Source organism: Candidatus Spongiihabitans sp., from assembly GCF_965247905.1.
GTDB lineage: Bacteria > Pseudomonadota > Gammaproteobacteria > Arenicellales > Poriferihabitantaceae > Spongiihabitans.
This window is the reverse complement of record NZ_OZ252047.1, coordinates 1,613,625-1,633,279: the sequence shown is the minus strand read 5'-3', so window position 1 is coordinate 1,633,279 and position 19,655 is coordinate 1,613,625. Positions and strand designations below refer to the sequence as shown.

General features: G+C 51.6%; 20 protein-coding genes and 1 pseudogene. 17 read left to right on the top strand and 4 right to left on the bottom strand.

Annotated features, from left to right (window positions below; all coding sequences use genetic code 11):
• Positions 1–300: 300 nt before the first annotated feature.
• Together ACP158_RS08415 and ACP158_RS08410 are read left to right on the top strand one after the other, a co-directional pair.
• Positions 301–1,602 (top strand): ammonium transporter, encoded by a 1,302-nt coding sequence (locus tag ACP158_RS08415; protein ID WP_424945712.1) that lies wholly within the window; start codon positions 301–303, stop codon positions 1,600–1,602.
• Positions 1,603–1,627: 25 nt separating this feature from the next.
• Positions 1,628–1,798: a hypothetical protein gene (locus tag ACP158_RS08410; protein ID WP_424945711.1), complete on the top strand. Its 171-nt coding sequence runs from the start codon at positions 1,628–1,630 to the stop codon at positions 1,796–1,798.
• A 200-nt stretch (positions 1,799–1,998) separates the two neighbouring features.
• Here ACP158_RS08410 and ACP158_RS08405 read toward each other — a convergent pair whose 3' ends face one another.
• Entirely contained in the window at positions 1,999–2,670 is a 672-nt protein-coding gene (locus ACP158_RS08405) for a FadR/GntR family transcriptional regulator (RefSeq protein ID WP_424945710.1), read from the bottom strand.
• 289 nt (positions 2,671–2,959) lie between these two features.
• Between ACP158_RS08405 and ACP158_RS08400 the strand changes: the two genes are divergently transcribed.
• The 9 genes from ACP158_RS08400 to ACP158_RS08360 all read left to right on the top strand — a co-directional run bounded on the left by ACP158_RS08400 (position 2,960) and on the right by ACP158_RS08360 (position 11,309).
• Entirely contained in the window at positions 2,960–4,312 is a 1,353-nt protein-coding gene (locus tag ACP158_RS08400) for an NAD(P)/FAD-dependent oxidoreductase (protein WP_424945709.1), read from the top strand.
• 96 nt (positions 4,313–4,408) lie between these two features.
• Positions 4,409–5,962 (top strand): glutamine synthetase family protein, encoded by a 1,554-nt coding sequence (locus ACP158_RS08395; RefSeq protein ID WP_424945708.1) that lies wholly within the window; start codon positions 4,409–4,411, stop codon positions 5,960–5,962.
• A 45-nt stretch (positions 5,963–6,007) separates the two neighbouring features.
• Entirely contained in the window at positions 6,008–6,943 is a 936-nt protein-coding gene (locus ACP158_RS08390; protein ID WP_424945707.1) for a glutamine amidotransferase, read from the top strand.
• Entirely contained in the window at positions 6,931–7,770 is an 840-nt protein-coding gene (locus ACP158_RS08385; RefSeq protein WP_424945706.1) for a GXGXG motif-containing protein, read from the top strand. Before ACP158_RS08390 ends, ACP158_RS08385 begins: the two co-directional genes overlap by 13 nt.
• Before the next feature lie 16 nt (positions 7,771–7,786).
• On the top strand, positions 7,787–9,139 hold the full coding sequence (locus tag ACP158_RS08380) for an FMN-binding glutamate synthase family protein (RefSeq protein WP_424945705.1): 1,353 nt from the start codon (positions 7,787–7,789) through the stop codon (positions 9,137–9,139).
• 22 nt (positions 9,140–9,161) lie between these two features.
• Positions 9,162–9,557: a hypothetical protein gene (locus tag ACP158_RS08375; RefSeq protein WP_424948432.1), complete on the top strand. Its 396-nt coding sequence runs from the start codon at positions 9,162–9,164 to the stop codon at positions 9,555–9,557.
• 67 nt (positions 9,558–9,624) lie between these two features.
• Positions 9,625–9,888, top strand: coding sequence for a hypothetical protein (locus ACP158_RS08370; RefSeq protein ID WP_424945704.1), 264 nt, complete (start codon positions 9,625–9,627; stop codon positions 9,886–9,888).
• Complete coding sequence (locus ACP158_RS08365) at positions 9,809–10,348, top strand: hypothetical protein (protein WP_424945703.1); 540 nt, start codon at positions 9,809–9,811, stop codon at positions 10,346–10,348. Before ACP158_RS08370 ends, ACP158_RS08365 begins: the two co-directional genes overlap by 80 nt.
• Positions 10,349–10,532: 184 nt before the next feature.
• Complete coding sequence (locus tag ACP158_RS08360; protein WP_424945702.1) at positions 10,533–11,309, top strand: pyridoxine 5'-phosphate synthase; 777 nt, start codon at positions 10,533–10,535, stop codon at positions 11,307–11,309.
• Between the two features lie 169 nt (positions 11,310–11,478).
• Here ACP158_RS08360 and ACP158_RS08355 read toward each other — a convergent pair whose 3' ends face one another.
• On the bottom strand, positions 11,479–12,060 hold the full coding sequence (locus ACP158_RS08355; protein WP_424945701.1) for an ABC transporter permease: 582 nt from the start codon (positions 12,058–12,060) through the stop codon (positions 11,479–11,481).
• Positions 12,061–12,128: 68 nt separating this feature from the next.
• Here ACP158_RS08355 and ACP158_RS08350 point away from each other — a divergent pair.
• The 6 genes and pseudogenes from ACP158_RS08350 to ACP158_RS08325 all read left to right on the top strand — a co-directional run.
• Positions 12,129–12,458, top strand: a pseudogene (locus ACP158_RS08350) (integrase core domain-containing protein); the annotation flags it as partial.
• A gap of 158 nt (positions 12,459–12,616) precedes the next feature.
• Positions 12,617–12,817 carry a hypothetical protein gene (locus ACP158_RS08345; protein ID WP_424945700.1) on the top strand — a complete coding sequence of 67 codons (201 nt, stop codon included), beginning with the start codon at positions 12,617–12,619 and terminating at the stop codon, positions 12,815–12,817.
• 3 nt (positions 12,818–12,820) lie between these two features.
• Positions 12,821–13,762, top strand: a complete 942-nt coding sequence (locus ACP158_RS08340; protein WP_424945699.1) for an NAD-dependent epimerase/dehydratase family protein — start codon at positions 12,821–12,823, stop codon at positions 13,760–13,762.
• Positions 13,719–16,061, top strand: a complete 2,343-nt coding sequence (locus ACP158_RS08335) for a glycosyltransferase (RefSeq protein WP_424945698.1) — start codon at positions 13,719–13,721, stop codon at positions 16,059–16,061. Before ACP158_RS08340 ends, ACP158_RS08335 begins: the two co-directional genes overlap by 44 nt.
• Positions 16,037–17,752, top strand: coding sequence for a methyltransferase (locus ACP158_RS08330; RefSeq protein ID WP_424948431.1), 1,716 nt, complete (start codon positions 16,037–16,039; stop codon positions 17,750–17,752). Before ACP158_RS08335 ends, ACP158_RS08330 begins: the two co-directional genes overlap by 25 nt.
• Positions 17,749–18,474, top strand: a complete 726-nt coding sequence (locus tag ACP158_RS08325) for a histidine phosphatase family protein (protein WP_424945697.1) — start codon at positions 17,749–17,751, stop codon at positions 18,472–18,474. Before ACP158_RS08330 ends, ACP158_RS08325 begins: the two co-directional genes overlap by 4 nt.
• Positions 18,475–18,506: 32 nt before the next feature.
• On the opposite strand, the gene ACP158_RS08320 is transcribed toward ACP158_RS08325, so the two are convergent.
• Complete coding sequence (locus ACP158_RS08320) at positions 18,507–18,707, bottom strand: hypothetical protein (RefSeq protein WP_424945696.1); 201 nt, start codon at positions 18,705–18,707, stop codon at positions 18,507–18,509.
• A gap of 4 nt (positions 18,708–18,711) precedes the next feature.
• Positions 18,712–19,608, bottom strand: a complete 897-nt coding sequence (gene xerD / locus ACP158_RS08315; protein ID WP_424945695.1) for a site-specific tyrosine recombinase XerD — start codon at positions 19,606–19,608, stop codon at positions 18,712–18,714.
• Between the last annotated feature and the right edge of the window lie 47 nt (positions 19,609–19,655).

The following is a 19,655-nucleotide window of genomic DNA, read 5'->3' as shown; positions in this document are numbered from 1 at the left end:
ATTTTGTACAAAACAATTTGCCCCCTAAATAATGCAGGTCGGCCGCAAGTTACCGAGCAAGCGGGAATTTCGTCTCAGTTTGCAAGGCCAGCACCAAACCATTTCTATACCAAATGGCGCAAAAAACAGTTTTTATATTTTTCGTAAGCAAGTAAAATGGATAGCCGTTGCCTGTTTTCGTAGAGGCGACGGATACAATAAGCAGGCCGCCACAAGTTGGAATCTTTGGTATATCCTGATGCTTGGAGGTGGCCATAACGCAAAACAATTTGTAAGCAACCTTATTACAGGAGGGAGCAAATGACTCTAGAAGAACTCGAAGCGGCCGTTATGGCGGCCAATACAATAAACCTCGAGGTTTATTATTATTGGTGTACCGCCATAATGATCCTGATTCACGCTGGCTTTTTGATGTACGAAATGGGCGCCTCCCGCGTCAAAAACACCCTGGCTTCCAGCACCAAAAACATTCTTGCCTTTGCATTCATGATTCCAACATTCTATATGTTTGGATGGTGGATATATCTGGCAATGATCAATGGTTTCATACCAGATTTCGAAGCAGGTGCAGGCGGTGTGCCATGGGGTGATTCCATGGGTCCAAACCTGCAGGATCATGCCACGGGCGTATTCTGGGGTGCGTTTACCTTATTCGCCTGTACAACGGCTTCCATCATGTCTGGTGCGGTTATCGAGCGTATCAGAATGGCTGCATTCATCGTGCTGGCGGTGGTGCTCGGCTCTGTGGTCTGGAATCTTTCTGCATCGTGGGGATGGCACTATGCTGGCTGGATGGTGACTGGGTGGGGATACCATGATTTTGGCGCCTCTGGTGTGGTACATATCATTTCAGGGTTTTTTGCCCTGGGTATTTTGGTCAATCTTGGACCTCGAATCGGCAAATACAACGACGATGGCTCAGCCAACGTAATCAAAGGTCATAGTTTGCCCATGACCTGTGCGGGATTAATGCTGATTGTTTTTGGTTTCTTTGGCTTTCTGGGTGGTTGCCTCATCTTTCCGGGAACTGGAGTAAGTTTTGACCCAGTAAATTGGACCAACATCTACGGTCAGCCAACAACACTATCAGCAATTACTTTCAATACGCTGATGGGGGTAGCAGGCGGCATTATTGGTTGTTACGCCATGACCCGGGATCCTTTCTGGATGATGTCCGGAGCCCTTTGCGGGATTATCTCCGTAGCTGCGGGCATGGATGTCTGGGACCCAAGTTTGTGTTTCGCCATAGCCTTCGCGGGCGGTATTCTCGGTCCATGGGCCGCGGGTGTTTTCGAGCGTATGGGTATTGACGACGCAGTAGGCGCGGTATCTGTTCACGGTATTTGCGGTATCTGGGGTGTGCTCGCTGTTGGCATATTTATGGGTGGTTATCCAGAGTTCTCTGCCGACATTCCCCCAGCGACTTTCATGGGTCAGTTTAAGGGCATGATTGTTATGGTCCTACTGGGTTTTATCCCTGGATACGTAATCTCACTGATTTTCAAAATGTGTGGCATACTTCGCGCCAGCGATGCAATTCAACGAGCGGGTATGGATGTTGAAGTGGTTGGTACAGCCTATCCTGAAGAAATTAAAAGCTAAACCTTAACTATCGGAGAAAATTACTATGTTTAATTCAAGTCCAATTCAAACTTGGGACGGTGCGGCTGCATTCTTCAGCTATGCTGGATCCGGCGGCCCCGTACTCTGGTTCTGGGTCAGTGTGATTCTTTGCATCATTCCTGTGTTGGTGTCTTTAAAAGCAGAAAAGGCTGCCGAGGACAAGTACAAATCATAAATAATTAGTTTTACATTCAAGCCGCGGTTGGTTTCCAGCCGCGGCTTTATGTACATGGATGTACTGGCAGATATTTGCTCCTCGGCAATTGCTCCTGCAGGTGATGAACAGGAAGTTCAAATGTCGCGATGGCAGGATGCCAATGAGCGACCTCTAATAAGTTACGTCCATGTAACGATGCAATATCTGCACTCCCGCCGTCAAGAATCCTTCAACAAATCTTTCTTTGCCTGACTCAGGTGTTGAATCATTAGATTGGATGCGCTTTCCATATCGCGCCTGATTATGGCGTTTAGCAGATCGCTATGTTGCTGATTGTATTGGGCTATTTTTTCCGGCGTTAATATATTATGTTTACGGTGGCTCCACTGGGTATGGCTGCGAATATCATTAATGCGCTGATACATCCAAATCAGCAAGGGGTTTTGCGAGCAGTTGGCCAACATTAAATGGAAAGCCTCGTCTGCGGATGAAAAGGAATCCGGGTCTTGTTGACAATTAACCACATGGTCTAAGGCTTGTTCCAGTTTTCTTAACTCCCGATTGTTGGCGTTAGAGACCACCAATTTAACCATATAGGGCTCTATGGCCAGCCGCGTCTCGATCAAATCCAACGGACTGGTTTCTTCGGATATCGTGTCGTGGTCGAATTTGATGTCGTAATTAATAAAGGTGCCGCTGCCAAACTTTTTTCTGACAAAATTCGCTCGTTCTAATTGATTGAGAGCGGCTCTTACGGTTCCTCGCGCTACGGAAAATTGCTCCGCCAAGGCTCTCTCGGAAGGCAGGCGCTCGTTATAAGCGTAGTCGCCATTAACAATAGCGGCACGGATATGGTTAAATAATCCGGTAGCACCGATTGTGACTTTCAAGTGGTCTTGCATGGTATTTTGAAGTGGGTTGTCTCTATCCGGTTAGAATGATAAGTTGATTGGTTCGGAAATGGTCTATGATAATTGTTCTATATCGGTCAATTTGATATTGCAACCCCTCGGTAGGTCATGGTTAAATAAGACCGGGGTTAAATAAGAACAGGGTTAAATACGGCCCACTGTAAATTATCTGGCGCAAATTATCCGGCGAATGGTATAAAATTGTTTAAAATTATATGCACCTAAAATGTACCATAAATTTAATATCATCACCATATAAAAATCAGCCATGGCCTTTCCTCAACACAGTGATTATTTAATTATTGGTGCCGGTATCCACGGACTAAGCACTGCCTACCATTTGGCGTTAGCACTCAAAGCCAAAGGCAAGGGCGACGGCGGCAATATAGTAGTCATCGATAAAACCGCTATCGGAGCAGGCGCTTCGGGCATCGCCTGCGGCGTTGTCCGCAATAACTATTTCCAACCGGCGATGCGCGAGTTAATGGCGCAATGCGTTGAAGTATGGGAAAGCGACGCCGAGGCCTATAGTTATCACCCGGTCGGCTATATGCAGATTAGCCCGGATTCCATGTTTGAAGATGTGGCCTCCATCGCCGAACAACAAAAAGCGATTGGCTACGAATCGGTATTCATCGACGGCGAGCAAGCCTCCGCGGACTATATGAAAGGGCTGTTCCATGACTGGCAGGCAAAAGGCATCACCTCGGTACTGCATGAAAAGAAAGGGGGTTTTGCAAATAACACGAAATCGCTGTATGGCCTGGCCGGCAAGGCTGAAGCGCAAGGCGTAAGAATATTGACCGGCGTAAAGGCCACCGGTTTTCAAAGCGATGACGCCAGCAACTCGATCAAGGCAGTGGTAACCGATAAGGGCAATATTGCTTGTGAGCAATTGATTGTTGCGCCGGGACCCTGGGCCAAGACTATTTGGGATATGCTTGAGTTGCCAAAAACGGTGGACATTACGGTGGATATTAATTGCGCGGGCGAAATTCATCGGAATATCCCAATGTGGGTTTACTGGTCATTGCAGGAAGGCACGCTGGGCGTTGACCCGGATATGCAAAAAACCAATGATGGGAAATTGCCGCCGGTTATTCATGTCGATTCCGATGCGCCGTTGTATTCCGATGTGGACGGCTCATTGATTACCGATGAAATGTGGGGCGTTTATTATAAGCCCGATTTTCATTTTAACGGCGTGCAAGGCGGCGCCGCGCCGTTCAAGGTGGAAACTGATCCAGACAAAGTCGCGGTTGATCCTTATGGCGCGGATTCGCCGGAGTTTATCGTCGGCCCTGAATTCGCGCATATGTGGACCTCGGCGTTAGCCCATTGCCAAAAACGTTTTCAAGGTCAGGCGCCGAAATACAACGACCAACCGTCTGGTGGAATAGGCTCGTTTACCCCGGATAGTTTTCCGGTTTTCGATAGATTCAGGGATAACTGTTATTTCATCACCGATTCCAATCATGGCTATAAAATGCTTGGGGTTGGAAAATTGGTCGCCGAAGAACTGCTCGGCACAAACAGCAGGCTATTGGAACCATTCCGTTTTTCGCGTTATATTGAAGGCAAGCTGCATCCGCTATCCCACAGCCCATTTCCATGGAGTTAGTGAATTTGGAGTTAATGGATGGAGTTAGTGAACCTTCGGATAAAACTGATACCCGAAACACCCCATAAATAAACATGTCGTCTATTGGAGAATAAAATGGCTAAAAAGAAAACCGTGACAAAGAAAATCTCGACAAACAAAACCGCGGGTCGCAAACGACCCACCCGTCGTGCGCAAACCTCGACTGATTTAGAGCGTCAGGTCAATGCCCCGGGCCGGGCGCAACTGGTTAAGCAGGTGCGCGCAAAAATCAAGGAAACCGGGGTAACCTATATTTACTTTCAGTTTGTTTCCGTGACCGGGCGCATTGTCGGCAAAGGCATCCCGGCCGACCATTGGGAACGAGTCGCGGAAAGAGGCTTCCAACTGGTTTACGGCTCCACCGCAAACCTGTTCATCGACCGCCACGGCGATTACATCGGCTATGGTCCCGAAGCCTCCGAGTTAGTCGGCATCGCCGACCCGGAGACCTTCGTGCAACTGCCTTGGGACAAACGCATCGCCCGCGTATTTTGCACTTGTTACCGCAACCGCGAAGAGCGCGTTGATCCCGGCGCGCACCTGACCTCCGATTGTCGCGGCAACCTGGCGCTTATCCATCAAGAGTTCGAGAACAAGCACAACATGCACATGCGCGCCGGCACCGAGCCGGAAATGATGTGGCTCAGGCTGGACGAGAACAAGCAACTCAAAGGCGGCGTCACCAAGCCCAACTGCTATCACATCGATCAATTCGAAGAGTTGCGCCCGGCGTTTATGCAGGTCATCGAATATGGCGAAAAGATGGGCTTCGACATGATTCAGGGCGACCACGAGGACGCGCCGGGGCAACTGGAGTTGAACTGGATGTTCGACGATGTCCTGAGAAATTCTGATCGGCTGACCACCTATCGTCAAATCTGCGCCCAGGTCGCCCGGGAACAAGGCCTGCATGCCTGTTTCATGTCCAAGCCGTTCATGAACGTCTCGGCGTCCGGTTGCCACCATAACGTGTCGTTATGGTCGGGCGGCAAGGACAAAATCAACAAACTTCACCAAAAATCCATCCCCGGCATGGATGGCGTATTCACTTATCGTGAAGGCGGCAAAAACCATTTCATGCCCGACCCGAAAATCGATGCCGTTAAACCCGGCCCGATCGGTCTGCATTCCATCGGCGGGGTTATCGAGCATCTCGCCGCCTTGACCTCCATCGGCTCGTCCACGGTTAATTCCTATCGGCGCTTGTGGGACACCGGTTTCTGGGCGCCGGTTTTTGCCGACTGGGGATTTCAGAATCGCACTTGCGCGTTACGCGTTTCGGCGCCGGGCCGGTTTGAATATCGTTCGGTGGATTCCATGGTAAACCCGTACCTGATGGGCGGCGCGCTGCTCAAAGTGTTCGCTGACGGCATAGCCCGCAACCTTGATCCGGGCGAGCCCGAAGAGCGCAATATCTACACGGCGATGGAAGCCGGCAAGCAAGTCAAAAAACTGCCGATGACTTTGGGCGATGCCTTAAAAGCGCTTGCACAAGACGATGTGGTGCGCTCGGCCATGCCGGGCGAAATGTATAAGGTTTACCATCATTACAAGAATGATGAATGGGAGCGGTTTAATCATTCGGTGTCCGATTGGGATCTGGAAAATTATCTCGATTGCCTGCCTTAGCCCCTCAAAAAAAAATTTTCACAAACTTTAACGAGGACTTGCACAATGTGCGGTATTGCAGGACTAATCCATCGCGGCAAAAGTTCCGACATTGGCACGGAAATGACGGCGATGCTCCAATCTTTGAAGCATCGAGGCCCGGATTCCACCGGCTTCGCGCTTTACGGAAAGCCTACGAAAAATCAGTATGTGATGCGCTTCAAAGTCGCCGAACAAGAAGACATGAACAAGGGCTTTGACATACATCGACAAATTGCTGAACGCCTAAAAGAAGTCGACCATAGACTGGAAAGTCTGGGCGTAAACGTAAAACGTCGCAATCAAGCGACCGAATATTCCCACCGATACACTTTTTCCTTTGCTGGCGATATGAGACAACTGGCCGCTTATGTTGAGGACATCGACGGCGTGGAAATCCTGTCCATCGGGGCGTGTCTGGAATTAATCAAGGATTTGGGTGACGCGGCAGTGGTGTCCGAGCAATATGGCTTGGCCGGTTTCGAAGGCACACACGGCATCGGACATACCCGTATGGCGACCGAATCGGATGTGGATATCCGCTCGGCCCACCCTTACTGGGCTTATCCATTTAACGACGTATCCGTTGTGCATAACGGGCAGCTTACCAACTACTGGAGTTTCCGCCGCCAGATGGAACGCCGCGGCCATCGTTTTGTGTCCGATTGTGATTCGGAATTAATCGCGGTGTATATCGCCGACCGCATCGGCCGCGGCGATGATCTTGAACAAGCCATGACCCGGTCGGTCGACCAACTGGACGGTGTTTTCACGTATCTGGTGGCAACCAGCAACCAACTGGGAATGGCGAAAGATGTCATGGCGGCCAAGCCGATGGTGTTATATGAAAGCGATGAATTTGTCGGGCTGGCTTCAGAAGAAGTCGCTATCCGCAGTATATTTCCAGATGAAATTGAAACCTGGGATCCCTATCACGGCGAGGTAAAAGTATGGCAGGTGTAGAGCGCAAATCCCATGATATGGGTCTGCATGACGAGCAGTTAACCGGTCGAACGCAACAGCGTTTCTTTAGCGCCGCCGAGGAAGAAAATTTCACCTATCCCTGGGCCTACGAGGTTGACTTTGATAAAACCGCGGAGTTTGATGCGGAGGCAATGGATTCATCCGCCATTAACCTGAAAATTCGTGAACTGATGCAATCGGGTCACGGCACCATTACCGTAAAAAATCCGCGCGCCAAGCACGGCGTCGGCGTCGGCATTCTCAATCGCCTGAACCTGAAATTTGAAGGCAGCCTCGGCTATTTTGGCTGCGGCTTAGTCGATGGCCCGAACATTCATATCAGCGGTCGAGTCGGTTGGTCTTGTGCAGAAAACATGATGGCGGGCAAAGTCGTGATTGATAAAAACGCCGGTTCAACATTTGGCGCGGCGATTCGTGGCGGCGACTTGGTTTGCCGCGGTGATGTCGGCTCGCGCACCGGCATCGACCAAAAAGGCGGCACCATCATCGTCGGCGGGCGCACTGGCGCGTTCTCCGGCTTCATGATGCAACGCGGGCGTATGATCATTTGTGGTGACGCGAGCAAGAGTCTGGGTGACTCCATGTATGACGGCACCATCTACGTCGGTGGTCAGGTCGAAGATCTGGGTGTAGATTGCGTGCCGGGTGAAATGAATGACACCGAGCTGAAATGGCTGAAAACCAAGTTGGGCATGTATGGCATTGAACCGGCATGCGGGATCGAAAATTTAAAGAAATTTGTGGCCGGCAAACAGTTGTGGAACTACGACAATCTTGAACCCACCGAGAAAAAATTGGTGCTCTAGCGCCAGGAAAATAATTATGTCAAAACCAATGCCAAAAATAGACCGAGACCCCCATCACCTGGGACAAAGTTTCATGTTCCCGCCAGCGGTGATCGATGATATTCATATCAAAGCCGAGTTGGGACGTTACCGTATGCGCGGTTTTTCCCTGTTCAAAAAAATCCCGACCTGGGATGATCTGACTTTTATGCCGGGCACGTTGACTCGTTTCGTCATCGAGGGTTACCGCGAAAAATGCCTGACTGAAACCATAATTGGCCCAAAAGCAAAACGCCCCATGGTGTTGGATATTCCGATTTATATTACCGGCATGAGTTTTGGCGCATTGTCCTATGAAGCCAAGACCGCATTGGCGCGCGGCGCGACCATGGCCGGCACTGCGACCTGCTCCGGCGAAGGAGGCATGATTCCCGATGAACGCCGCTACTCCGAAAAGTGGATGTATCAATGTATTCAATCCCGTTACGGTTTTAATCCAAATCACCTGCGCTTGGCGGATTGCGTGGAATTTTTTATCGGGCAAGGCTGCAAGGTGGGACTCGGCGGCCACTTAATGGGGCAGAAGGTCACCGACCAAGTGGCCGAGATGAGATCGTTGCCGGCTGGCATCGATCAGCGTTCCCCGGCGCGCCACCCTGACTGGCTGGGACCCGATGATCTAGCTTTGAAAATCGATGAAATTCGCGAAGCAACCAACAGCGAAATTCCCATTCAGCTAAAACTGGGCGCCGCGCGGGTTTACGATGACGTGCGCATGGCGGCAAAAACCGGTCCCGACTCCATCTATATCGATGGCATGGAAGGTGGCACTGGCGCAGGCCCTCATCTTGCAACAGAAGAAACCGGCATCCCGGGCATCGCCGCCATTCGACAAGCGCGCCGCGCGCTTGAAGATGTCGGTAAAGCCGGGGAGATATCCTTGGTTTATGCCGGCGGCATCCGTAACGGCGGTGATGTGGCCAAGGCGCTGGCATTGGGCGCGGATGCGGTCGCCATTGGGCATTCCGCGTTGATGGCGCTGAACTGCAACAAAGCGATTCCTGAGGCGGATTTCGAGAAAGAAATGGGCGTTGCCGCGGGTCATTGCTATCATTGTCACACCGGCCGCTGCCCGGTTGGCATCGCTACCCAAGACCCGCAACTGCGCAAGCGCTTGAACCCAGACGAAGCGGCCGAGCGCGTGTATAACTTCCTGCATACGCTGACCATCGAAGCGCAACTTTTGGCGCGTGCTTGCGGAAAAACCAATATCCACTCCCTCGAGCCTGAAGATTTAGCCGCATTAACCATGGAGGCTTCCGCATTAGCGCAAGTCCCGCTGGCAGGCACCCAGCATACCGTCGGGCGGCCCGACATGACTCGATTTTAGGAGGATGAAAATGAGCGATGATATGCGCGACCACGCGCGCGATGACGTGAATAAATTTATCGAATCCGATGGCTTGGATACAGGCCGCGAAAAAGATATTGGCCAACACATCGGTTATCGTTACGATGTGAATCTGGTGCCGAATATGGATCGTTGCCCGGCATTTCTTAAAAAATACATGGAGATAATGGGCTGGGACGATTTGAACTGGCTGGAGGATGTGCATATGGGCTACGAAGAAAATCGACCGGCTGTATTCGACCGCAACATCAATGGCTGGGTGCAGGTTCCGGAAGATATGACACTGCCGGATAACCAACAGGATCGCGACATGATTGCGCGTGAGTTGCTGGTCAAGTTCCAAATGGCGCAAACTCATCCGATGGTGGAGTTAATGAAGGCGTATAAAAAGTTCTAAAGTGTGCGTGCTAACGATGTGCTATATTGAGAGCATTCATATCAAAATGATGTGAGGAGATTAAGTCATGACCATAAAAGATGAAGTCAAAGCGGCAGAACGCGAAGTGAATGACAACTACAAATACTTCAAGAAGATGTTGCCCGAGTGGCGCGACGATCACTTGTCCGAGCACGCGCTTATTCACAGACAGGAATTAGTGATGTTTTTTCAAACCACGCATGATGCGATCCAAGTCGGCATCAAAGATTATGGGTTGGGAAATTTTTCTGTCCAATCAATACGACATACTCCAGCTGATTTCGGGCATCAGTCTAATGCCATCTTTTAGGAAAGATATAAATCTGCAAAAGCAGTTCATCATTGCGATAAAAGTTCTCCCGCCCGCTCAAAAGGTTGAAGCCTATAAAACCGCCGCCAGTTATCGCGCATTGATTGATACCGGGGCTAATCGTTGTGGCATTTCCAACAAAATCGTAACTGATTTAAAGTTGCGGTCACATCATAAGATGGAGATAACGACGGCGGGCGGACCTCACGAAACTCTCGTGTATTTAGTTGGAATTGCGGTTCCCGTAACCCAGTTCGAAACACAGCATGGAACGAAGGAAGATGGCAACGTTACTACGCGGCAAGCGGTGCATGAATCATGGCACGGGTTGCAGCAGGTCGAAGTCACCACCTTCCCCGACATCGGCATAGACCGCGGCTTTGATATCATATTAGGCATGGATTTACTTATGCCATTTCACATAACTATCCATGACGGAAACATCATCGTCTCTGTTTAACCAAAGAACAATAGCTATACTCTCCGAGTAAGTGACGACACCCGTTGTAATGATGCGTAGTTTGTTTTCCACCCCACCATGACCCGCCACTCTGCTTAGAGTGTTTTCAAAAACGGCATTATCCAAAATCCGTGAGGATGATCGTGCGCCTGACTGGAATTTCCCGCCTCAAGGGTAGAAGACAATGACAAACCTAAGCATTAACCTCAATAAAATTGCATTGCTCAGGAACTCGCGCGGGCGCGACTATCCTAATGTGGTTGCTTATGCGAACAAGTTTATCGATCTCGGCGTTCAGGGCATTACCATTCATCCGCGCCAGGACCAGCGTCACGCAAGGCGTTCGGATGCTTTCGACTTGGCGAAATTTCTCGCCGACTTCAACCAGGTTGAGTTTAATATTGAAGGTTATCCCGCGGATGATTTTCTTGAGTTAATCGAGCAAACCCGGCCAGATCAATGCACCTTGGTGCCCGATGATGTCAATCAACTGACTTCAGATCATGGTTGGGATGTTGCCGAATCTCAGGAAATTTTAAGGCCCAGCCTGGAACGTTTAAAAATCGCAGGCGTTCGCAGTTCGCTTTTCCTCGATCCCAATCTGAAACAAATTAAAGCCGCCGCGGCGGCTGGCTGTGATTGTATTGAATTGTATACCGAACAATTTGCGCACACTTATAACTTGGCATATAACCCAGCATTTAACCAGCACCATGACCGGACCGCGCACCAAGAAAACGCGGCGGCAGTATTCGAAAATTATAAAGCGGCAGCGGCGTACGCGCAGTCGCTGGGATTGGGCGTCAATGCTGGACATGATTTAGACCTCAACAATCTGGGTCGTTTCCTGGAGATAGACGGTATCCTGGAAGTGTCCATCGGTCATGCGTTGACCATTGAATGTCTCGATTCCGGTATGCAACAAGTGGTTGCCCAATATTTGCGGATTTGTTCTAAATAAATTCTATGCCGTGTGGAGACAAGGGCCGCCCCTAATTAATCGTTCTGTTTTATTAGTGCGTTTTCGCCATTTCAGCGGCAAAGTCAACGGCTTGATTTGATAACGCGGAACCCTCCGCAGCCATCAGGATTTTTTCTGTCAGGTGCAGAGGTCGCTCAGTTTTTTTAAATCATGACAAGCCGAGTTTTTCTTTGCGCCGCTTGCTCCATGCGCTGATGATGCGATCCGCGATGATGCCGAGGAAGGCGATGCACAAACCAGCCACCAAGGCTCGACCGGTTTTATTGCCGGTGCGGGCGCGGTTGATTTCCGAACCGAGATCCTGAGTGCCGATCAGCGCGGTGATCGCCACCATGAACAGGGCCATGAAAATAACTTGATTAATCCCCAGCATGATTTCGGGCGTGGCAATGGGGAGTTCGACCTTCATCAGTCGTTGCCATGGCGAGGCGCCTTGTTGAATCGCCGCCTCGCGGGTTTGGAAAGGCACGTTGCGGAATCCAAGGTTGGTGTAGCGAATCATCGGCACCAAGGCAAAGGCAAGCACCGCGATAATCACCGAAATATCGCTGACCTTGAACAGCATGATGACCGGAATCAAATAGATGAATGACGGAAAAGTCTGGAAGAAATCGCACATCAGAATAATCACTTTCGAGAGGCGCCCGTTCTTGGCCGCCGCCAGACCGATCGGGAAACCGACAATAATGCACACCACGGCCGCGGTGCCAATCATGTAAATCGTTATCATGGTCTCTTTCCAAAGACCCATCAGCAGCGGAAACGACATCATTGAACCCACCAAAATCGCCGCGCTTCATCCTCTCCGATAACGGCTCGGAGTTCATGGGACACTTCCAGCAACGCCTCGATGAGCACCGCATCACCCACTGGTGGACCTACCCCAGATCGCCCAAAATGAACGCCCATGCAGAGCGCTTCAACCGCACCATCCAGGAACAGTTTGTCGACTATCACGAGGAGGAACTGTTCTATGATCTGCCCGGATTCAACCGCAAACTGGCCGGCTGGCTACTCGATTACAACACCGTCCTGCCTCATCATAGCCTCGGCCTGCAATCTCCTGTAAACCACCTCATCCACAATCAACCCGAGTGCCAAAGGGGGTGGACTTATACAAGTCATTGACATCTATGAAAAACAGGCCTATTATTCGCTCTCAGGTTTCGGACGAAAATCCCGGGAACTGTTACGGCTGTTTTGCTTGGACATCGCAGCCGAAATTGCAGAACTCAACCGCCCATCGGTGAACAAATTGTTTGACAGGATTAGCGCGCGCATTGCCCATGACGGCGAACAGAGCAACCCATTTGATCAGGGTGAGGTTGACGGATGAAAGCTGCTCTGGGGTCAGACAAGTGCGTGGCGCAAAAGGCAAAGCGCCAGTGTTCGGCAAGCTTAAACGCGGACCGATTCCGGTGAACGGCGCCAATATTGAAGCGATGCTCGACAGCATCGACGCAATGGCGGCCAGCCCGGCTGTTTAAAAAATGTCGGGCAAGGTTTTTTTAACTGGAGCGCGGGGATTGATTGGGCAAGCGGTGCGAGACATGCTGCAAGCCCGCGGCTTTTTCGTCATCGGTTGCGATTTGCGCGCCGACCTTGAGGCCGAGAAATATGATTTTCGCGATGTCCGCAGCGTGCGAAAAAATATAACCAAGTGCGACGGCGTGATTCACTTGGGGGCATTGTCTCGCGTTATTTGGGGGGAGCAATATCCGGCATTATGTCGCAGCATCAACATTGACGGCACCCGGATCATCCTGTCCGCGGCGGCGGAATCACCGCGAAAACCATGGTTGATTTTTTCCAGTTCGCGCGAGATATACGGCACACCGCCGACTCTCCCCTGTTCTCCCGACACGCCGTTTAATCCCGAAAACACCTATGCCAAAAGCAAACTGGCGGGAGAAACCATGGCTTTGGATTTGCGGCGGCACGGCAATCGCGTGGCGGTGGTGCGGTTTTCCAATGTTTTCGGCACGGCCACCGATTATCATGACCGAGTTACGCCCGCGTTTGCCAAAGCCGCGGCCAACAACGGCGTCTTGAAAGTCAGGGGCGCGGACCATGTTTTCGATTTCACCGCGCTGGACGATGTCGTTGCCGCCGTGTCAAAAACGGTGGACGCGCTCATTGCTGGCATCGGCGATTTGCCGCCGATCGATATTGTCAGCGGTCGCGCCACGTCGTTGCGGGATTTGGCGGAAATGGCGCTCGCAAAAGGCGATGGCAGGATAATCATCGCTCCGCCGCAAGGATTTTACCCCAAACATTTTCAGGGAAACCCGCGTCCCGCTGAAAAATATTTAGGCTGGCGTCCGCAACAGATTTTGGAAGAAGCGGTTGGCCGGTTAGTGGGCGATTTTCATCGCCGGAGAGAGAGCAATGCGCATACTAAAAGTCATTCATGGGTACCCGCCCTGCTATAATGCCGGGTCGGAAGTGTATTCACAAACGCTGTGCAACGAGTTGTGCAAAACGCACGAAGTGCACGTGTTCACCCGAGAAGAAAATCTTTTTGCGGCCGATGGCGAGTTAAGACAAAGCGTCGATTTGCTCAACGACAACATTCGCTTGCATATTGTTAACGCCGCCCGCGTCAATATAAATTACCGCAACCCGGCTGTCGAGCAAGCTTTTAGCGACACTTTGAAAAAAGTCAATCCCGATATTGTCCACATAGGACATCTGAATCATCTGTCGCTGGGCATTGTGCCGATGGCGGCAAAACGAAACATTCCCATTGTTTTTACGTTGCACGATTTTTGGCTGATGTGCTTGCGCGGACAATTCATTCAATACGCCGCTTCGGGGAAAGATGAAGTTTGGCGCCTGTGCGACGGCCAGGAAGATAGCAAATGCGCCGACCGTTGCTTGAAAAGATTTTATTCCGGCGCAAAACCTGAAGCACAAAAAGACGCCGATTATTGGACGCAATGGAGCGCGCAACGGGTGGCGGAAGTCCGCCGTGTGACGGAATTGATCGATATTTTTATCGCCCCGTCCCGTCATGTCGCCAAGCGCTTCGCCGAGCAACTTGATTTGCCGACGGGGAAAACCGTGTTGCTGGATTATGGCTTTGAGCGACAACGCCTGCAAGGCCGGCGCCGTTCGCCGGGAGAGCCATTTACCTTTGGTTATATTGGCACGCACATTCCGGGCAAGGGCATTCACCATTTGCTGAAGGCGTTCAAACGCCTGAGGAAAACACGCGCCGATTGCCGTTTGCGTATTTGGGGGCGTGAAACCGTCAACACCGCCCACTTGAAAACGATGGTCGCCGCCATGCCCGCCGCCGTTCGACAAAACCTGGAATGGGTCGGCGAATACGCAAACCCGGACATCGTGCAAAATGTATTCAATCGCGTGGACGCCATTGTTGTGCCAAGTATTTGGGAGGAAAATTCGCCGCTGGTCATTCACGAGGCGCAACAAGCGCGCGTGCCGGTCATCACCGCCGATATGGGCGGCATGGCGGAATATGTCGGCCACGAAGAAAACGGCCTGTTGTTTGCCGCGCGCAACCCCGAGGCGTTGGCGGCGCAAATGCGTCGTTTTATCGACAATCCGGAGTGGGCTGGAAAACTTGGCCAGCGCGGTTACTTGTTCGACAAAAGCGGCAATGTGCCGGACATTGAATCGCATGCGCTGAAAATCGAGCAAATTTATCGACGCGCAATCACCGCCCGCGACAACGCCGCGGTTCCCATTTTGCCGGCGCCGTGGCGAATAACATTCGACACCAACCCCGACCACTGCAACTATCGTTGCACGATGTGCGAGGAACACAGTCCGCATTCCGCCTTGCAATTCATGCGCCGCGCTAACGGAACATCCAAACGAGTCATGCCGTTTGAACTCATACAGCGCAACGTGCGCGCCCTTGCCGACAAGGGATTGCGCGAGATTATTCCGTCCACCATGGGAGAACCTTTGCTGTACAAGGATTTTGAAAAAATTATCGCCCTGTGCGAGGAAACGGGGGTTATGCTAAACCTGACAACCAATGGCTCGTTTCCACGATTGGGCGCGCGCGAATGGGCGAAACGACTGGTGCCAATCACCTCCGATGTTAAAATATCGTGGAACGGCGCACACAAGGAAACACACGAGGCGATTATGCAAAACGCTGACTGGGAAACCATGCTCGCCAACGCAAAGGATTTTATCGCGGTGCGCGATGCTAGCGCACAAGCGGGCGGCAACCGTTGCCGCGTCACTTTTCAGATGACTTTTATGCAAACCAACAGCGGCGAATTGCCGGATATTGTTCGCCTGGCCGCATCGCTGGGCGTTGACCGGGTAAAGGGGCATCATTTGTGGGCGCATTTTGCCGAAATTAAAAATCAGGACATGCGCCGAGATGCAAAAGCCGTCGCCCGCTGGAACAATATTGTAGCCGAAACCCGTCGAGTTGCGCGCGCCTGCCGGTTGCCCAACGGGCAACGCGTGTTGTTGGATAACATAACGGAAATCATTGCCGACGAAAACCAATGGGCGCCAACTGGACCATGCCCTTTTTTGGGAAAAGAAGCGTGGGTTAGCGCACAGGGAAATTTTAATCCTTGTTGCGCGCCGGATGCCGAACGGCAAACGCTGGGAGATTTTGGATCCCTGCACGACACCGATTTGTTGGATATATGGCGCAGCAATCAATATCAGTTCCTTGCGCAAACCTATCGCTCGCGAACGGTTTGCCAAAAATGCAATATGCGAAAAAACAGTTGATTGGCCGCGGCTGGCAAAACACCCGAGTGTCTCCTTGCGCGACGCATCATTTGCGCGACGGCAAGCCATTATACGCAAAACGTTTTGTGCGCATTCTGCCTTTTCACGCTCCCGGACTTGCGCCGGCCCGCTTGGGCGACCAGGCTTTTCACATTTTGCCGAACGGAAAGCCCGCATATCTGGAGCGGTTTGACCGGACTTTCGGCTTCTACGAGAATTTGGCAGCAGTCAATGACGGGCGCGACTGGTTTCACATCCACCCCGATGGCGCGCCCGCCTATGCCGAGCGGCATTCATGGTGCGGCAACTTTCAAGGCGAACGGTGCGTGGTTTACAAACACGGGAGGTATTACCACATCGGACCCGACGGGCGCTCGCCGTACCGTGAAAAATACGCTTATGTCGGCGACTTTCGCGAAGGCTGCGCGGTGGTTACCGGCGCCGATGGCTTATGCGGACACATTTTGGCGGACGGGACGCCGGCCCACCCATACCGCTATCGCAATCTTGGGGTCTATCACAAGGGTTACGCTTGCGCGCAAGACGAAACCGGTTGGACGCATATTGATCGAACGGGAACGCCGATTTATAAAACTCGTTATTCGTCAGTGGAGCCTTTTTACAACGGCCGAGCGCTGGCGCAAACATTCGCCGACAAAACTTTAGTCATTAACCAGCTCGGCGACGCGGTTGTTGTTATTAAGGATCCCGCGCCTGCGGCGCCGGCAAACAATGTCAGCGAACGATACCGACAGTTCCATGAATTGTCATCGGACATGGTCGGCTATTGGAAGACCTTTACCATTGCCGCGGCGGTAAAACTGAATGTGCCGGGGCAACTGCCCGTCGCCGATGCGGCGATGGCATCTCGCTTCGGGAAATCCGCCGCCAGTATAAGATTATTGCTCAGGGCATTGGCGCAAATGCACATCGCCGCAAACACCAACGGCGTTTGGCAACTTACGTCAAAGGGTGCTTTGTTGCTGTCGAAAGGCGATTTTTCGCTTGCGGCGGCGGCGGTCGTTTGGGGAGAATTCGCCGATGGCGGCGCGGATGCGTGGGCGGACGCGCTGTCCGGTAAAAACAACGCCGATTTTTTCGCGGCGATTTCGCGGGATATTGCAAAGGTGGAAAGAACCCAAAAAATGCTCGCCGCTTACGCAAACAATGATTACGAATTTCTGGCAGATATGTTGCCCTTGGATAATGTGCGGCATCTGCTCGATGCCGGCGGCGGTTGCGGCACAGTAGCCCGGATGATCGCCCGAAAATGGCAAAACCTGAACATCACGATTCTTGACCGAGCGGATGTTCTGTCCTTGTTTGATGATTGGGGAAATTTTGGTCGGCGGATAACAAAATTGGACCGGGATATTTTTCTGGATTGGCAAACCGGAGCCGACGCGGTGCTGTTGGCAAGGGTGTTGCACGATTGGAACGACCAAAAAGCCGCCCTCATTTTGACAAAAGCCAATCTGGCGTTGCCGCTCGGGGGCAAGTTGTTCGTCGTTGAAGCCGACGGGGAAACGACCGAGGCCATGGTTTCCTTGCATTTGCTGACAGTCGGCGGCGGACGGCAAAGAACCCGGCAGGAATATCAAGCATTGATGACGGAAAACGGTTTTTCATTTGTTGAACACCGTTACATGAACCCGTCCGTGTCTTTATTGATCGGCGAAAAAATCAAATGACCGATGCAAAATCCTTGGGCGCCTTGCAACACGCCGCCCGCGCATTGGCGTTGATTCCGCTCACGGCACGGGTTGCCGTTTTGATGCGCCACGCCGAAAGAGACATCATTCCAAAAGGGCAGCACGGCAACGAAGCGCCTTTGACTGCGCAAGGAGAAAAAGACTCCGCCGCCATGGGCGATGTGTTGAAAGAGCGAAACATTGAACTGTTTCACAGCCCGGCTCGCCGTTGTGTGCAAACGGCCAATGGCATCGGCGGCGCAAACCATTCGCCGCTTGGGTCGAAAGAATCCATGCCTTTGCGTTGCGATGCTTATGTTGAAGATTATGAAAGCGCGCTGCCGACGTTATCCCGCTTTATTTCCGAACACGGATTCTACGATCTGTTTGTGACGCAGTTGTCGACAGAAGCGCACAATCCGCCGTATCCGCATTTTCGCCCGCCGTTGTTAGCGAGCGCGGAGTTGATGGCGGGATTGCTGCCGCATGGTAAAGGACGGACCGGCATTGGCGTTACCCACGATTGGCTGGTTAATGTGGCGGCGGCGCATGCTACCGGCATCGTCACCGAGCGCAAACATGACGCCCATTTTTTGGGCGCGTTGTTTATATGGAAAGATGGCGACGACATTGCGTACTACCACAAGGGCAGAACCGGGCAGTGCCCGAAGGATTTTCAGCAACTCTTTGTTCGGGCCTTGAAAAACGATCACGACCCATAATTTGCGGCGCGACTTTGCGTTAGCGATCGGTTTTAGTCATGGCGGCGCATCCAAACATATTCAACTGAACAAGATTTTTCAAACGCGCCTTGACCGGCAGAATAGGGTAATGTCGCGTTCGTTATCAATGAAATAAACTTGATATTGACCATCAGCACCCGCCGCCGCTTGATCTCGGGCAATGGTCGCGCGGCGTTGATGTTAGCGAGTGAGTTGATTTCGAGATTGGCCAATCATTTATCCTCGCGGATGGTGGTGTTTATGCAGCTCTTTCAAGCGCGCTTGGGCGATATAAGTGTATATCTGTGTGGTCGATAAATTGGAATGACCCAATAGCATTTGCACGCTCCTCAAATCAGCGCCATTGTTCAATAAATGCGTGGCAAACGCATGCCTTAAAGTATGCGGAGATAGCGGGTTTGAAATTCCGGCGATAAGGGCATAGCGTTTTAAGTTCTGCCAAAAACCTTGGCGGCTCATGGCACCGCCGCGGCGAGTAATAAACAAGGCGATGCTTTGCGCCGAACCAAGAATATCCGGCCGCGCCTCTTTTAAGTATCGGGTAATCCATTCAACGGCATCATCGCCGAGGGGCACTAACCTTTCCTTGTCACCCTTGCCAGTAACACGACAAACGCCCGCGGTCAAGTCGATCTGGTTGACCGGCAATTCAACCAATTCGGTGACGCGCATTCCAGCAGCGTATAGCGTTTCAATCATCGCCCGATCACGAATGCCCAGCGCGGTGGTGGTATCCGGCGCTTGAATCAGTTTTTCGACATCATCTTCCGATAGGGATTTTGGCAACGATTTTCCAATCGCTGGCGAGACCACATTGGCGCATGGGTCATGGTCGATTTGATTTTCCTGTAATAAATAATGATAGAACCGTTTTATCGAGGACAAGGATCGAGCAGCACTTCGATTGGAGGACTTCAATGCGCGGTCAGAGACAAACAGGGCGACGGCTTCAGGACTGAGGGCAGTCGGACTCAAGCCTTTCGAATCAGCCCAGACAAAAAACCGGGTTAGATCATTGCGGTAAGCCAACAAAGTATTATTACTTAGCCCAGATTCCATCCATACCACATCCAGGAAAAGATCAATCAACGTATTCTCTGTTTCCTCGGTCATCGATCGATCAGGCTGGTCTGTATGAATTGATTGATTATTGGCCGTGG

What these genes read in the sequence shown, in the direction of transcription:
- ACP158_RS08395 (WP_424945708.1), top strand. Translation starts at nt 4,409, where the DNA reads ATGGCTAAAAAGAAAACCGTGACAAAGAAAATCTCGACAAACAAAACC.
- ACP158_RS08325 (WP_424945697.1), top strand. Translation starts at nt 17,749, where the DNA reads ATGACCGATGCAAAATCCTTGGGCGCCTTGCAACACGCCGCCCGCGCA.
- ACP158_RS08335 (WP_424945698.1), top strand. Translation starts at nt 13,719, where the DNA reads ATGCGCATACTAAAAGTCATTCATGGGTACCCGCCCTGCTATAATGCC.
- ACP158_RS08415 (WP_424945712.1), top strand. Translation starts at nt 301, where the DNA reads ATGACTCTAGAAGAACTCGAAGCGGCCGTTATGGCGGCCAATACAATA.
- xerD (WP_424945695.1), bottom strand. Translation starts at nt 19,608, where the DNA reads ATGACCGAGGAAACAGAGAATACGTTGATTGATCTTTTCCTGGATGTG.
- ACP158_RS08380 (WP_424945705.1), top strand. Translation starts at nt 7,787, where the DNA reads ATGTCAAAACCAATGCCAAAAATAGACCGAGACCCCCATCACCTGGGA.
- ACP158_RS08370 (WP_424945704.1), top strand. Translation starts at nt 9,625, where the DNA reads ATGACCATAAAAGATGAAGTCAAAGCGGCAGAACGCGAAGTGAATGAC.
- ACP158_RS08390 (WP_424945707.1), top strand. Translation starts at nt 6,008, where the DNA reads ATGTGCGGTATTGCAGGACTAATCCATCGCGGCAAAAGTTCCGACATT.
- ACP158_RS08345 (WP_424945700.1), top strand. Translation starts at nt 12,617, where the DNA reads ATGACGGCGAACAGAGCAACCCATTTGATCAGGGTGAGGTTGACGGAT.
- ACP158_RS08355 (WP_424945701.1), bottom strand. Translation starts at nt 12,060, where the DNA reads ATGATAACGATTTACATGATTGGCACCGCGGCCGTGGTGTGCATTATT.
- ACP158_RS08385 (WP_424945706.1), top strand. Translation starts at nt 6,931, where the DNA reads ATGGCAGGTGTAGAGCGCAAATCCCATGATATGGGTCTGCATGACGAG.
- ACP158_RS08330 (WP_424948431.1), top strand. Translation starts at nt 16,037, where the DNA reads ATGCAATATGCGAAAAAACAGTTGATTGGCCGCGGCTGGCAAAACACC.
- ACP158_RS08375 (WP_424948432.1), top strand. Translation starts at nt 9,162, where the DNA reads ATGCGCGACCACGCGCGCGATGACGTGAATAAATTTATCGAATCCGAT.
- ACP158_RS08410 (WP_424945711.1), top strand. Translation starts at nt 1,628, where the DNA reads ATGTTTAATTCAAGTCCAATTCAAACTTGGGACGGTGCGGCTGCATTC.
- ACP158_RS08400 (WP_424945709.1), top strand. Translation starts at nt 2,960, where the DNA reads ATGGCCTTTCCTCAACACAGTGATTATTTAATTATTGGTGCCGGTATC.
- ACP158_RS08360 (WP_424945702.1), top strand. Translation starts at nt 10,533, where the DNA reads ATGACAAACCTAAGCATTAACCTCAATAAAATTGCATTGCTCAGGAAC.
- ACP158_RS08365 (WP_424945703.1), top strand. Translation starts at nt 9,809, where the DNA reads ATGGGTTGGGAAATTTTTCTGTCCAATCAATACGACATACTCCAGCTG.
- ACP158_RS08340 (WP_424945699.1), top strand. Translation starts at nt 12,821, where the DNA reads ATGTCGGGCAAGGTTTTTTTAACTGGAGCGCGGGGATTGATTGGGCAA.